Here is a 13,161-nt window from a genome sequence, read left to right as displayed (position 1 = left end):
CAAGCTTTTAATTAATATTCAAAATTAGAAAGGATAATTAAATAAACACAGTATCAGTTTTGTATATTTGCATGAGCACAGTTTAACAATATGAGTAAAGAATTTTTATATACGGAAATTGCAGACGGAATTGCAGGACAGATCAGAAATGGGATTCTAAAGACAGGAGACAAGCTTCCTTCTGTAAGAATGCTATGCCAGGAACATCAGGTGAGTATGAATACTGCCAAGCGTGTTTTTCTGGAACTGGAATCACAGTCTTTAGTAGAATCTAAACCACAGTCTGGGTATTTTGTAAGCCAGCTGCTCTCTGTAAAACTTCCTTTACCTGAGGTAAGTCGCCCATCATTGATCGCCAATAATGATGAACCGGATGAGCTGATCAGTAAGGTATATGAAAATATGGGTAAAAAGGATCTTACCTTTTTCTCTATAGGAATTCCATCAGGAGCTCTCTTACCTCAGGCTAAACTTAAGAAAGAAATTGTAAACGCCACAAGGGAATTAAAAGACGGTGGTACAGAATATGAAGAACTTCAGGGAAATCTGAAATTAAGAAGAATGATTGCTGTACGTTCTTTGCAATGGGGAGGAAATCTGAGCGAAAATGACCTGATTACCACCAATGGCGGAATGAATGCTCTTTCTTTTTGTTTAATGGCTTTAGGAAAACCAGGAGACACCGTTGCTATTGAAAGCCCTTGTTATCCCGGAATTCTTCAGCTTGCCAATGGTTTGGGTTTAAAAGTCTTGGAACTTCCTACCCATCCCACTACCGGAATAGAAATTGAGGCTTTAAAAAAATTAATGCCTAAAATAGATCTGTGCTTGTTGATTCCCAATTTTAATTCACCTTTGGGAAGCTGTATGCCTGATGAAAATAAAAAGGAAATTGTAAAAATACTTTCTGAAAATAATATTCCGTTGATAGAAGATGACGTCTATGGAGACCTTTATTTTGGTTCCAGCCGTCCAAAATGTTGTAAATCTTTCGATAAGGACGGAAACGTACTGTATTGCAGCTCTATTTCAAAAACTTTGGCTCCCGGATATCGTGTAGGCTGGATTGCTCCGGGGAAATATAAAGATAAAATTCTTAAGCTTAAACTGCTGCATTCTACATCTTCTATTTCCATTGTGAATGAAGCTGTTGCCAATTTTCTGAAATCCGGAAAATACGAAAAGCACCTTCAGCAGCTTCGCAGAACATTACAGTTCAATTATCAGAACTATGTACAGACCATTGCGGAATCTTTTCCTGAAGGCACAAAAACCAGTCGTCCACAGGGAGGCTTGTCTTTATGGGTAGAATTTGATCAAAAGATTCGAACAACAGAATTATACGATCTGGCCATTAAACAGAATATCAGTATCGCTCCCGGAAGAATGTTTACCTTTCAGGAACAGTTTGAAAACTGCATGAGGCTCTGCATAGGGCTTCCATGGTCGGAAGATACACAGACAAAACTCAGACAGGTTGGACAGCTTGCCAAAAAGATTTATTTAAAGTAAGGAAGATGGAGGCTAAAATAGTTTTAAAAATAATTTACCTCAATTCTTATTGATAATGTAAAGGAAATCTTATAACTCTTGAAGTTTTTTTATATTTACCAGAACTTCAAGCCTCCATCTCCCAGCCTTTCTTATTTGTTATCCGGGATGAAATTTTTTCTCGCCAGCTCCTTTCTTACACGGCTCAGGCTCTCAGGAGTAATTCCGAGGTAAGAAGCAATCATCCATTGTGGAACTCTCAGGAGTAAATCCGGATACATTTTGATGAATTTCATATACCTTTCTTCTGCAGTCTCTCCCAATAAAGAATTGATCCTGTTTTGAAGACTTCTGATATGTTTCTGAAGAAGAAAATCACTTCTTTCGATGCTGTTCGGAAATTGTTCTACCAGTTTGTTGAAGAAATCAGGATGAAGAAACAAAACTTCAGAATCTTCCACTGCTTCTATATAATAAATGGATTTTTCATTGAAATAAAGGCTGCTTCGGTCAGAAATCAGCCAGCTTTCCGGAGCAAACTGTATAATATGTTCCTTTCCGTTTTTATCAATGGAATACATCTTTATCAGGCCTTTTTCTACAAAGAAAATATGTCGGCAGATTTCACCATACTGAAGAAGGAACTGGTTTTTAGGAATTTTCTTTACTTCATAGTGAAGACTACACGTATTCACATTCTGAAGCGGAACATTTAAAACTTTGGCTAAATAATTATTTATATTCTTCATGATACAATCTGGCTTAAAGAAATATCCTGGTGTGAAGCACTGTTAACAGGTTTTCCGTTCTCTATGACAATCAGCTGCGGACTTTCATGTCTGATCTCAAAATCTGCTGCTATTTTGTTAGAAACAGGCCGGTGTGCCAATAAATCCAGATAGTATACACTCACCAGTTGGTCTGAATTTTCTATTTCTTTTTCAAAGTTTTTCAAAACTGTCCTGCTTATGAAACAGCTTGTAGAATGTTTAAATATCGCTATCCTATTCTGAAAAGAGTCTTCCATTGCTTTGGCAAGGTCTTCTTCAGATTCTATCTTTTTCCAGAATGTTTTTTGGTCAGGGGTTTCGTTTTTACCACCGAATATTTTATCAAAAAAACTCATACATTAAATTGTTTTAGATGATGATCAAGATGTTTGTATTCTAAAAATGTCCAGTCTTTTTCAGTCATTGTACCGAATAATCTGTGGCGGTCCGGCAGGTTGTTTTTTTCACAAACTTCCCGGAATTCTTCCAGCGTTTTCAGCAGATTGGTTTTTGAAACATCGAAATCACACTCAAAATTAACGATTAGTTTTTGAAAAGTAGGCATGTTTCTGGGAATTCCATTATTGAAAATATGCATTTCTATTTTAGTAAAAATCCCTACTGCCTCAAAAATGACATTAATACGGGGAAGTTCGAACTTTCCCAAAGCCACCTGAAGAACTAAATCACAATGCTTTAGCATTTGACACACGTTCATCTTCCCCCATTTTCCAATAGAGTTTTCAGATAACATAGAAATCCTGTTAATAATTTCCTGATAATATATAGGATTATTAAGACGTTTTCTTACCAACCTTTTTCTATCTTCAGATTTTCAATATGAGCAAAATGATGATTGCAGTGCCACACATATAAAGCAAGGCTTTCTCTTAAATTATAATTTTTATTGTGCTCAGGATGATGGAAGGTTCTTTCAAACTGTTTATTGGTAAGACTTTTAAGAAGAGCTACCCATCTTTGGTGTGTTCCCTTCAACATTCTCATTGCCGGTTTTACGGGCATATGAAAACTGTCCTGAAGCTCCGCCCATTTCGCTTCATCATAAGGCTTTATAGTAGGATTTTCTTCTGTCAGTGCCAGTTTGAAACGGATAAAACTGTTCATATGACTGTCAGAAAGATGATTCACAAGTTGCCTTACTGTCCAGCCTCCTTCTCTGTAAGGAGTATCCAATTGATCGTCTGTAAAATGTTCAATAAGATTCTTTAGCCTTCCAGGAAAATCTTTGATTACTTTGATATAAGTATCCAATGTAATATCACAAATATTTTCAGGCACTTCAAACGGGCCTATTGGAAACTTTTTTTTCTCTAAATCAATCATTGTTCAGGTTTTAATTTTTTAATTATTGCCGATTGGTATTACTATTATTGATGAGAATAATTGACAAATACCAGCTTGCGCGAATTTATCAAAAATTCAAGAATATAAAGTGAATAAAGCATTAATTATACCGATAATGTTTTTTGTGGTACCGATTTTTTATTAAAAAAGGCTTCAATTGTATAAACTGAAACCTTTCTTGATTATAATAAAGTATTAATATCCGTGTAAATCAATACCTTCTGTTCTTTGCAGGGCTACTTTTCGACCCATTTTCTTTTGAATTACTCTGAAATGCTGCAATTCATCATCCGTCAGAATACTGATTGCAGTTCCTTTTTCATTGGCACGCCCTGTTCTACCAATACGGTGAATATAATCCAGCGGTGAACGCGGCAACTCGTAATTGATAACACATGGCAGGGATTCAATATGGATTCCTCGCCCAATTAAGTCTGTAGCCACCAAAATCTGAGCACCGTTTACTTTAAATTCTTCCAGATTATTTCTTCTCGCTCCCTGTGACTTTTGGCTATGAATGGCCACAGCTTTTATTTTATTCTTTTTAAGTTTCTCTACCAGATTATCTGCAGATCTTGTAGACGAAACAAAAATCAAAGCCTTTTCAACTTTTTTTTCTTTGATCAGATATCGTAAAAAAGGTCCTTTATTTTCCGGAGCAACATGATAAGCAAGCTGTTCGATATTATCAATTTCAACTTCTTCTTTTTTAATCTCAATAATTGTAGGATTGATAGAAAGACGTTCTTTCATTTCAGCAACTTTATCATTCAAGGTGGCTGAAAATAAAGTAGTTTGTTTCGCTACAGGCATCATGGCAAAAAGCTTATTCACTTCTTCACCAAACCCTAGCTGAAACATTTTATCTGCTTCATCAATCACCAAATGTTTAATTCCTGAAATACTTAATGCATTATGATCAATTAAATCCAGCAGACGTCCCGGAGTAGCAATCAAAACTTCCACTCCAAACATTCCCTTCATCTGTGGATTGATAGAAACACCTCCATAAACAGCCATCGTACGGACTTCTCTCTTTAGATTTTCTGTGAATGCCCTGAAAACTTCATCGATCTGAATAGCTAATTCCCTGGTAGGAACCAATATCAAAACCTGAACATTACGGTTTTTTTTAACTTCCGCATTCTGTAATTTTTCTAGAATCGGCATCACAAAACACGCTGTTTTACCAGAACCTGTCTGAGCAATTCCCATCAGATCTTTCCCTTCCAAAATAACAGGAACAGCCTGCTCTTGTATAGGGAACGGTTTTAAATATCCTAATTTTTTGACAGAACGAATAATATTGTGTGATAATCCTAACGATTCAAATGACATAAAAATACTTATTTCCTGCAAAGATAAGCTATTGATATTTGGTGTAAGCCTCAAAATACAATAGGCTGCAGATAAACTTCAATTATTTAAAATTTTATGCCTTTCATTCAAAAGCATTGAAAATTTATATTGCCGATTTGTCCGAAAATTCAGGTTTGGACAAATTTTTGAAGATTAGTTTTGTAAATTTATCAAAAATTCGAGAAATCAAAATATGAAAAAAGCGTTAATAATAGTCGATGTACAGAATGATTTTTGTGAAGGCGGAGCACTTGCAGTTCCTGGAGCGAGCGAAATTATTCCATACATCAATCTCCTGATGGAAGAAAATGAATATGATCAGGTGGTTCTTACACAAGACTGGCATCCTGCAGGTCATAAAAGTTTTGCAAGCAGCAATGGAAGAAAGGTAGGAGAAAGTATTATTTTAAATGGTGTTCCCCAGTTTATGTGGCCGGATCACTGTATTCAGGGAACTTTTGGGGCAGAATTTCACAAAGATCTGAACAGAGATAAAGTAACCCACATTGTACAGAAAGGTAAAAATATTGAAATTGACAGCTACAGCGGTTTCCAGGATAACAACCATTTTATGAAAACAGGTTTGGATGATTTCCTGAAATACCATGATATCCAACTGGTAGAAATTGTAGGTCTGGCATTAGACTATTGTGTTAAATTTACAGCACAGGATGCAGTAGCTAACGGATATGTAACGTGCCTTCATTTCAATGGAACACGTGCAGTAAACGTAAAACCTGACAACGGCAGAGATGCCATCTATGAAATGATTGAAAAAGGAGTAACGGTGTTGGGTTAATTCTTTTTAATGATGAATTATAAATGATGAGTTATGAATTTTAAAATTTATAGCTTAATAAAATAAAAAAGCGCAGAAAATAATTCTGCGCTTTTTGTTTTTTATCCTAAAGATACTTTTGAGAGAATGAAGTAAATTACAAATCTGAATCTGTTATTCATCATTTATAACTCATCATTTATCATTGTTTTAAAGCATTTTAAGGTTGTTCACTTCCAGTTCTGTAAGGATTCTCCAGTGTCCTCTCTTGATATTCTTCTTCGTTAATCCTGCAAACATTACTCTGTCTAAAGATTCTACCTCGTATCCTAATCTCTGGAAAATTCTTCTGATCACACGGTTCCATCCGATGTGGATCTCAATTCCAATTTCATTCTTAGGTTTCCCTTCAATATATGAAATCTGATCAACCACAGCTAATCCTTCATCAAGACGGATTCCTTCTGCAATAAGACGTAAATCTTCACCAGTAAGTTTTTTATCCAATGTTACATGATAAATCTTCTTAGCATCAAAAGATGGATGCGTCAGTTTTTTGGTCATGTGTCCGTCATTGGTCAGTAAGATAACTCCTGTTGTAGAACGATCCAGTCTTCCCACCGGGAAAAGTCTGTACGGAGAAGCATTCGCTACAAGATCCATTACAGTTTTTCTTGCTTTATCGTCTTTTGTAGTAGAAATATAACCTTTTGGCTTATTCAAAAGTACATATACAGGTTTTTCAGGAGTAATGCTTTGTCCGTCAAAAACTACTCTGTCTGTTTTCTGTACCTGATATCCCATTTCAGTTACCACCTTTCCGTTGACTTCTACCAATCCCTGAGTAATCAGTTCATCAGCTTCTCTTCTGCTGCAGATTCCGGAATTAGCAATATACTTGTTAAGACGGATGCTGTCTTTATGAACATCTTTTTCAATTTTATTCAACCTTCTTTTCTGTACAAAAGATCTTGTTTTGTCATCATTTCTGTCTTCACCATTAGATGGTCTTCTTCCGTATTTCAGGCTGCCTCTTTCATACTTATCTCTTGTATCGAAATTCTTTCCTCCTCTCTTCGGTTTTCCAAAAGATTTTTTCTCATAGCTCTCACTTTTGTTCGTGATATAAGGTTTTCTTTCAGATTTTGAACCTGAATCTTCGTTAGAATTTTCGAAACTGTCGGTATTTCTTTTAAAAGGTTTCTTTTCAAATCTTGAGTTGGATCCCTGATGTTCTGGTCCTTTTCTTCCTCCGTCTTTAGAGAACGGCTTCTTGAAAGGTTTTGATCCTGAAGAATTTCCAGATCTGGAAGCACGAGAATCATCAGAACTTTTCTTGGTTGAAATTCTTGGTCTCTTTGGTCTATCTGAATTATTATTATCTCTGCTCATTCTAAAAATTTATGCAAAGATAGTAATTTAGTTACGAGTTAAAAATTAAGAATCATAACTTTGCACTATAGTTTACATTTTAACTTTACATAAAATAGAAGATGATAACAATATTAAACGATAATTTTTCACAGCTCAACGAGTTTCTTCACGAAAAAACTTTCAGTAAAATTTTCATTCTTGTAGATGAAAATACCCATGAATACTGCCTTCCTGTTCTTTTAGGAAATATGGAAACGGATCTTGGCTTTGAAATTTTAGAGATTGAAGCGGGAGAAGAAATGAAAAATATCCAGACAGCCAATCAACTTTGGGAAATTCTTACAGAAATGCAGGCGGACAGAAAAGCGCTGGTTATCAACCTTGGCGGTGGTGTAATAACCGATATGGGCGGATTTGTGGCATCTACTTATAAAAGAGGAATACAGTTTATCAATATTCCTACTACCCTTCTATCGATGTGTGATGCTTCCATAGGGGGAAAAACCGGGATTGATCTGATGCACTATAAAAATATGGTGGGAACTTTTGCTTTCCCTGAGCAAATCTTTATTTTTCCCAAATTCTTAGAAACACTACCTTTTAAAGAATTAAGAAGCGGATTTGCTGAAATGCTGAAACATGGGTTAATTGCTGATAAAAATCATTGGGACCAGCTAACACAGATCCGTAAACTGGAAGTAGAAACGGTAATCCCACATATTCAAACGTCTATGAATATTAAACAGAATGTTGTAGATCAGGATTTCCATGAGCAGAACATTAGAAAAACACTTAATTTCGGGCATACCATAGGACATGCGGTAGAAAGTTTATGTCTGCAGCAGGAAAACCCGATCCTTCACGGTGAAGCTGTGGCTATGGGAATGATTGCTGAAGCTCATCTGGCTTATCTTGAAAACCTTATTTCTGAAGAAGATTCAAAAATAATCATTGAAAACATTCAGAGATATTATCCATACCTTGATATCAGCGATTTTAAAGATGAAGATATTACTGCTTTACTACTGAATGACAAGAAGAATACCGACAGCAAAATCAATTTCTCTCTGCTTTCTGGAATAGGTTGTTGCATCTATGATCATCAGTGCAGCAAGGAAAATATCCTTGAATCTTTATCTTTTTATAGAAAATTGAACGATGCTTAACGTGTTTTTCAAAAATAAATTTATTTTAAAACGTGTTTTTGACAAAATTGTCAATTTAGACCACGTCTAAACAAACATTTATTTAAAATTACAAATAATTAACAATCAATACTTTATTTAAAAAATCACTTAAACACTAAGTGATTTTTTTATTGATTTTACTCATAAAAAAAATTTTGGCAAGCAATTTGAAAGATACTCTCCGTTCAACTGAAAAGCTGGACAAGTAGTAAAATTTAAAATTAAGAAAGAGTAAAATTAAAAAAATTAAAGTTATGAAAAAGTTAATTTTAGGATTAGCGTTAACTGCAGGAACATTCGCATTCGCTCAACAGACAGGAAACACATCTTCTAATCCGGTAACATTTGGGGTAAAAGGAGGTATGAACGTTTCTTCCCTTTCAAAAGATAGTGGTCTTGATGATCAAAAATCTAAAATAGGATTCAACGCAGGTGTATTTGCCAACATTCCATTAGCCGCTTCATTCAGCGTTCAGCCAGAGGTTCAGTATTCACAATATGGTAATAAATCAGATTATACGTTAGCAGGAACTAAATATTCAGCTTCTACTAAACTAGATTATATTACAGTACCGGTAATGTTCCAGTACAACCTGATTCCAAATCTTTATGTGGAAGCAGGACCTGAATTTGGTTTCATGGTAAGTGCTAAAAACAAGTTCAAAAATGAATCAAACGGACAGTCAAGTACTACAGACAACTACAAAGACAATTTAAATACATTTAACTTTGGTATTGGTCTTGGAGCTGGATATTATTTCACTCCGAACTTAGGACTTACCGCAAGATATGTTGCAGGTTTAACAGATGTAGCGAAAAACAGACCTAGTGGATCTGATGCTACAAGAAACAACCTATTCCAGGTAGGATTAGCTTATAAATTTAAGTAAGCTACATATTCACTAACAAATTTTATATTCAATAAAAAAGAACAGATTAATTTTTTAATCTGTTCTTTTTTTATGTTAAAATAACAAAGTGTCGACAAAATAACAAAAATATATCCCAATTTGATGATTTATGGATTTGTTAAAAACCCATAAAGTCTTTATACAAGGGGTTTACCGGCATATTGTTTGTTGCTTCTCGGACGTTAAACAACGTAAAAATTAAACTAATCTATGAAAAAGATTTTTCTGGGCCTGGCACTTATCGCAGGTACTTTTGCTTTTGCTCAAAGCACTTCAACTTCTACAGAGGCTACTACTCCATCCACATCTTCACCCAAAATCAAATTCGGTTTGAAGGCGGGATTAAATGTTTCCAACCTTTCTAATATGGATATGAATTCAAAAGCCGGATTCTATGGTGGTGTTTTTGTGAATATTCCTGTCGCTAAGGATTTTTCTGTTCAGCCGGAAGTATTATATAATGCTGTGGGAGCTAAAGAGAAAGGAGGCAGCAATGCAAAACTTAATTTAGAATATCTTTCCGTACCTGTAATGTTCCAATATAAAGCACTTCCTAATCTATATGTGGAAGCAGGACCACAATTTAGCTTTTTAATTGATGCAAGATTAAAGAAAAGCGCTTCTACTGGTGCTTTAAAAAATGCAACTCAATCGTTCGACTTTGGAATCGGGTTGGGAGCCGGTTACAATTTAACCAAAAACATTGGCGTGAATGTAAGATACACTGCAGGATTATCTGATATTGTAAAAACAAAATACCAATACGGATATGACAGAGAAGGATCTGTTCGAAATGGTGTATTCCAGGTAGGAGTAAACTACAAATTCTAAAGCTTTATTAAGCTTTTTTCATTAAATTTTTATAATTAAAGTGGAGTCGGATTAAAATTAATCCGACTTTTTTAATGCGATAGAAAAATTATTCTTCAAAAACCACAATAAATGGTACATTCACAGTACATTTACACTTTGGCATACAGTTTGTTTCTTAATGAAAAGTTAAATAAAACTTAAAAACTATTAAAATAAAAAACTTATGAAAAAGATTTTTTTAGGCCTTGCCCTAGTAGCAGGTACTTTTGCTTTCTCTCAGAAAACTTCAACAGCTTCCGCTTCGCCAGTTAGATTTGGTGTAAAAGCAGGTCTTAATATCTCTACTCTTTCTGATAATGACTTCAACTCTAAAGCCGGATTTTACGGAGGAGTATTCGCTAATATTCCTGTAGCTCAGGACTTCTCTTTCCAACCGGAAGTAATGTACAGCGGAATGGGAGCAAAATTTAAAGCAGACAGCGATGCTAAAGCAAACCTAGATTACATCTCTGTTCCTTTAATGCTTCAGTACAATGCTCTTCCTAATCTATACCTGGAGGCTGGACCACAGTTTAGTTTCCTTGTGAATTCAAAATTAAAATATAAATCAAACTCTGCAGATGCCAAAGATATTTTCAAATCATTTGATTTCGGAATTGGTCTTGGAGCAGGATACTATTTCACACAAAATATCGGAGTTACTGCAAGATATGTTGCAGGTTTAACAGATGTAGCGAAAAACAGACCTGATTTATCTGAAGATAAAGCAAAAAACGGAGTATTCCAATTTGGTTTAGCTTACAAATTCTAAAGACAAACTTTCTATTCAATACAAAGCCGGATTATAGTAAATCCGGCTTTTTTATTGTTTGAATATTTTTTGGCAAGAAATTTGCCTATAGAATAGTAATTGTACTCTATTCCGGAATTTCCAATTTTACAGTTCCTGTTTTACAATGAATAGGTATTGATTCAATTGTGTATTCAATTGAAATTCAAAACTAGCTCTAACTATTACCATTAATTTTTAACGAGAACTGCAAGAGATAGCTGGGCATTAGAGTGCACAACAAAATACTGAAAAGTGTTTTGTTTATTTAAAATACATTTTGATTTCAATAGAAAAAGTCAGGTTTATTAGTTTAATCCTGACTTTTTCGCATACCGTATGATTTTTATCACTTCTTATCTTTATGGCAGATATTTTGCCACAAAAAAAATAGAAAATAAAACTTATAATCATGAAAAAAATTTTTCTAGGACTTACACTTGTTGGCTCTTTTTTAATGAATGCTCAGGAAAAAGAAAAGTCTCCTACCCAACTATCTTCAGTAAAATTTGGGATTAAAGCTGGTTTCAATGGTTCTACTTTCAGCAGAGGGGAAAGAAACGAAGTTGATAATAACGAAAAAATCAAAGCCGGTTCACATATCGGAATATTTGCCAATATTCCTGTTGCTGAAAAATTCAGTATACAACCCGAGCTTCTTTTCAGCCAGCTAGGATCAAAAACGGAAGATCTCTTTATTCATGATTCCGGAGATTATTTTACGAAGCAGGAATATGAGTACAAAACTAATCTAAACTACCTTACTCTTCCTATTATGGTTCAATACAATATTCTTCCTCAATTGTATGTGGAAGCAGGACCTGAATTCGGATTACTTCTGGGAGGAAAAATAGAAGGAGACGGAAGAAACGAAATAAGATACGATAATACAACGACTGTTAATTCTGAGAATTTCTCTAATAAAATTTCAATGAAATTATATAATAAATTCAATTTTGGAATTGGAATTGGCGCAGGATATTATTTTACACAAAATTTTGGAGTGACTGCAAGATTCACAGCAGGTATAACAGGAATTTTCAAGAATGATTACGGTAGTAAAGTCAAAAACAATGCGCTTCAGCTTGGAGTGGCTTATCGCTTTAAATAGAGATATTTATTATTTTCAAAACGGATGCCGGGCTTTTAAGAGTCCGGTATTTTTATTTTTTATTCTTAAAAAGAGCCCGGAAGAGTTATTAATCCCTGAAAAAGTCAATTCCAGTTAAAAATTTTTCATGATTTCAATTATCAATAATAAAGCGCATTGAGCATTCAACTATTTTCACAAAACATTCAGTTTACAAAACATTTATTCATCAAAAAGGGATAAATGGTTTAAAATAAACTTTTCAAAAACCATTTGAAAAGCCCTTTAAACAGGCATTTTTCGACTTTGGCAAGCAATTTGCAAAATACTTGGAGTCTGATTGAGAGATATCCGACACACAAATAGTAAAATTAAAAAATAAAATTATGAAGAAGTTATTTTTAGGATTAGCATTAACTGCTGGTACACTAGCTTTTGCTCAGGAGACAGAAACAAAGACGGAAACGAAAACAGTCAATGCATCACCACTAAAAAAAGATGTTCAGCCTATTAGATTCGGGATCAAAGCAGGGGGAAACTCAGCGTATTTCAGCCAGCAGAAATTTGGAATCAACACACAACAACTAGGTTTCCACGCAGGTGCATTCGTTAATATTCCACTTTCAAAACATTTCAGCTTACAGCCAGAGGTATTATACAACCAAATGGGGGCAAAAGATGTAATGTATTCTACAGAAACTGACAATGGAGTAACGAATGTAAAAACTAAAGTACAGAGCAGAGTAAAAATGGATTACATTTCAGTTCCATTAATGGTTCAGATGAGACCTACTGACAAATTTTATATTGAAGCAGGACCTGAATTCAGTTATTTCATTAACGGGAAAAATAAAGGAGAATCTACTGTAGCAAGTACTACTGGAGGTGTTACAACAACTACTTCAAGTTCTCACTCTACAGATATCGACAAAGATATGATCAACAAATTCAACTTTGGTTTAGGCCTTGGTTTAGGATATGATATCACTTCCAATATCGGTATCAATGCAAGATATGTAAACAGCTTAACAAAGATTGATAAGAGCATGTCTGCCGCTGAAAACAACAACAGAGTATTTCAGTTAGGTCTTAACTACAAATTCTAATTAAGAACCAATTTTTTAACCGAAGTGCATTAACCTTGCACGCATAAAATAGCCGGAAGATTTTCTTCCGGCTATTTATATCAAAAGT

14 protein-coding genes are annotated in these 13,161 nt (G+C 34.6%); 8 read left to right on the top strand and 6 right to left on the bottom strand.

What is annotated here, in order from left to right:
- The first annotated feature begins 90 nt into the window (after positions 1 to 90).
- On the top strand, positions 91 to 1,512 hold the full coding sequence (locus tag PZ898_RS03265; protein WP_277694774.1) for a PLP-dependent aminotransferase family protein: 1,422 nt from the start codon (positions 91 to 93) through the stop codon (positions 1,510 to 1,512).
- Positions 1,513 to 1,643: 131 nt separating this feature from the next.
- Here PZ898_RS03265 and PZ898_RS03260 read toward each other — a convergent pair whose 3' ends face one another.
- From PZ898_RS03260 to PZ898_RS03240, 5 genes are all read right to left on the bottom strand, one after another.
- Positions 1,644 to 2,240 (bottom strand): Crp/Fnr family transcriptional regulator, encoded by a 597-nt coding sequence (locus PZ898_RS03260; RefSeq protein ID WP_034698263.1) that lies wholly within the window; start codon positions 2,238 to 2,240, stop codon positions 1,644 to 1,646.
- A complete protein-coding gene (gene ytxJ / locus PZ898_RS03255; protein ID WP_062669684.1) occupies positions 2,237 to 2,617 on the bottom strand; it encodes a bacillithiol system redox-active protein YtxJ in 381 nt (126 codons plus the stop codon). Before ytxJ ends, PZ898_RS03260 begins: the two co-directional genes overlap by 4 nt.
- Positions 2,614 to 3,015 carry a DUF1569 domain-containing protein gene (locus PZ898_RS03250; protein WP_062671526.1) on the bottom strand — a complete coding sequence of 134 codons (402 nt, stop codon included), beginning with the start codon at positions 3,013 to 3,015 and terminating at the stop codon, positions 2,614 to 2,616. Before PZ898_RS03250 ends, ytxJ begins: the two co-directional genes overlap by 4 nt.
- 53 nt (positions 3,016 to 3,068) lie before the next feature.
- Complete coding sequence (locus PZ898_RS03245; RefSeq protein WP_062669686.1) at positions 3,069 to 3,605, bottom strand: YfiT family bacillithiol transferase; 537 nt, start codon at positions 3,603 to 3,605, stop codon at positions 3,069 to 3,071.
- A gap of 216 nt (positions 3,606 to 3,821) precedes the next feature.
- Positions 3,822 to 4,964 (bottom strand): DEAD/DEAH box helicase, encoded by a 1,143-nt coding sequence (locus PZ898_RS03240; protein WP_277694773.1) that lies wholly within the window; start codon positions 4,962 to 4,964, stop codon positions 3,822 to 3,824.
- Positions 4,965 to 5,178: 214 nt separating this feature from the next.
- On the opposite strand from PZ898_RS03240, the gene pncA reads away from it, so the two are divergent.
- Entirely contained in the window at positions 5,179 to 5,784 is a 606-nt protein-coding gene (gene pncA, locus PZ898_RS03235; protein ID WP_034698270.1) for a bifunctional nicotinamidase/pyrazinamidase, read from the top strand.
- Between the two features lie 189 nt (positions 5,785 to 5,973).
- On the opposite strand, the gene PZ898_RS03230 is transcribed toward pncA, so the two are convergent.
- A complete protein-coding gene (locus PZ898_RS03230) occupies positions 5,974 to 6,888 on the bottom strand; it encodes a pseudouridine synthase (RefSeq protein ID WP_062671528.1) in 915 nt (304 codons plus the stop codon).
- 368 nt (positions 6,889 to 7,256) lie between these two features.
- Between PZ898_RS03230 and aroB the strand changes: the two genes are divergently transcribed.
- From aroB to PZ898_RS03200, 6 genes are all read left to right on the top strand, one after another.
- Positions 7,257 to 8,303 carry a 3-dehydroquinate synthase gene (gene aroB / locus PZ898_RS03225; protein ID WP_062669692.1) on the top strand — a complete coding sequence of 349 codons (1,047 nt, stop codon included), beginning with the start codon at positions 7,257 to 7,259 and terminating at the stop codon, positions 8,301 to 8,303.
- Positions 8,304 to 8,578: 275 nt separating this feature from the next.
- Positions 8,579 to 9,214, top strand: a complete 636-nt coding sequence (locus PZ898_RS03220) for a porin family protein (protein WP_062669694.1) — start codon at positions 8,579 to 8,581, stop codon at positions 9,212 to 9,214.
- A gap of 231 nt (positions 9,215 to 9,445) precedes the next feature.
- The gene (locus PZ898_RS03215) at positions 9,446 to 10,066 is read left to right on the top strand and encodes a porin family protein (protein ID WP_062669696.1); all 621 of its coding nucleotides are present in this window, start codon (positions 9,446 to 9,448) and stop codon (positions 10,064 to 10,066) included.
- A 205-nt stretch (positions 10,067 to 10,271) separates the two neighbouring features.
- Complete coding sequence (locus tag PZ898_RS03210) at positions 10,272 to 10,859, top strand: porin family protein (RefSeq protein WP_062669698.1); 588 nt, start codon at positions 10,272 to 10,274, stop codon at positions 10,857 to 10,859.
- Between the two features lie 430 nt (positions 10,860 to 11,289).
- A complete protein-coding gene (locus PZ898_RS03205; protein ID WP_277694772.1) occupies positions 11,290 to 11,988 on the top strand; it encodes a porin family protein in 699 nt (232 codons plus the stop codon).
- Between the two features lie 365 nt (positions 11,989 to 12,353).
- Positions 12,354 to 13,073 (top strand): porin family protein, encoded by a 720-nt coding sequence (locus PZ898_RS03200; protein WP_062669702.1) that lies wholly within the window; start codon positions 12,354 to 12,356, stop codon positions 13,071 to 13,073.
- The last annotated feature ends 88 nt before the right edge of the window (positions 13,074 to 13,161 follow it).

Origin of the sequence: Chryseobacterium sp. WX (genome assembly GCF_029542485.1) — a bacterium.
Classification (GTDB): domain Bacteria; phylum Bacteroidota; class Bacteroidia; order Flavobacteriales; family Weeksellaceae; genus Chryseobacterium; species Chryseobacterium cucumeris.
Note: the sequence above shows the minus strand (reverse complement) of the source record. Positions and strands in the feature narration are given on the sequence as shown.

Coding starts and splice junctions, on each gene's coding strand:
- PZ898_RS03215 (WP_062669696.1), top strand. CDS start 9,446: ATGAAAAAGATTTTTCTGGGCCTGGCACTTATCGCAGGTACTTTTGCT.
- PZ898_RS03265 (WP_277694774.1), top strand. CDS start 91: ATGAGTAAAGAATTTTTATATACGGAAATTGCAGACGGAATTGCAGGA.
- aroB (WP_062669692.1), top strand. CDS start 7,257: ATGATAACAATATTAAACGATAATTTTTCACAGCTCAACGAGTTTCTT.
- PZ898_RS03200 (WP_062669702.1), top strand. CDS start 12,354: ATGAAGAAGTTATTTTTAGGATTAGCATTAACTGCTGGTACACTAGCT.
- ytxJ (WP_062669684.1), bottom strand. CDS start 2,617: ATGAGTTTTTTTGATAAAATATTCGGTGGTAAAAACGAAACCCCTGAC.
- PZ898_RS03245 (WP_062669686.1), bottom strand. CDS start 3,605: ATGATTGATTTAGAGAAAAAAAAGTTTCCAATAGGCCCGTTTGAAGTG.
- PZ898_RS03260 (WP_034698263.1), bottom strand. CDS start 2,240: ATGAAGAATATAAATAATTATTTAGCCAAAGTTTTAAATGTTCCGCTT.
- PZ898_RS03210 (WP_062669698.1), top strand. CDS start 10,272: ATGAAAAAGATTTTTTTAGGCCTTGCCCTAGTAGCAGGTACTTTTGCT.
- PZ898_RS03240 (WP_277694773.1), bottom strand. CDS start 4,964: ATGTCATTTGAATCGTTAGGATTATCACACAATATTATTCGTTCTGTC.
- PZ898_RS03205 (WP_277694772.1), top strand. CDS start 11,290: ATGAAAAAAATTTTTCTAGGACTTACACTTGTTGGCTCTTTTTTAATG.
- PZ898_RS03250 (WP_062671526.1), bottom strand. CDS start 3,015: ATGTTATCTGAAAACTCTATTGGAAAATGGGGGAAGATGAACGTGTGT.
- PZ898_RS03220 (WP_062669694.1), top strand. CDS start 8,579: ATGAAAAAGTTAATTTTAGGATTAGCGTTAACTGCAGGAACATTCGCA.
- pncA (WP_034698270.1), top strand. CDS start 5,179: ATGAAAAAAGCGTTAATAATAGTCGATGTACAGAATGATTTTTGTGAA.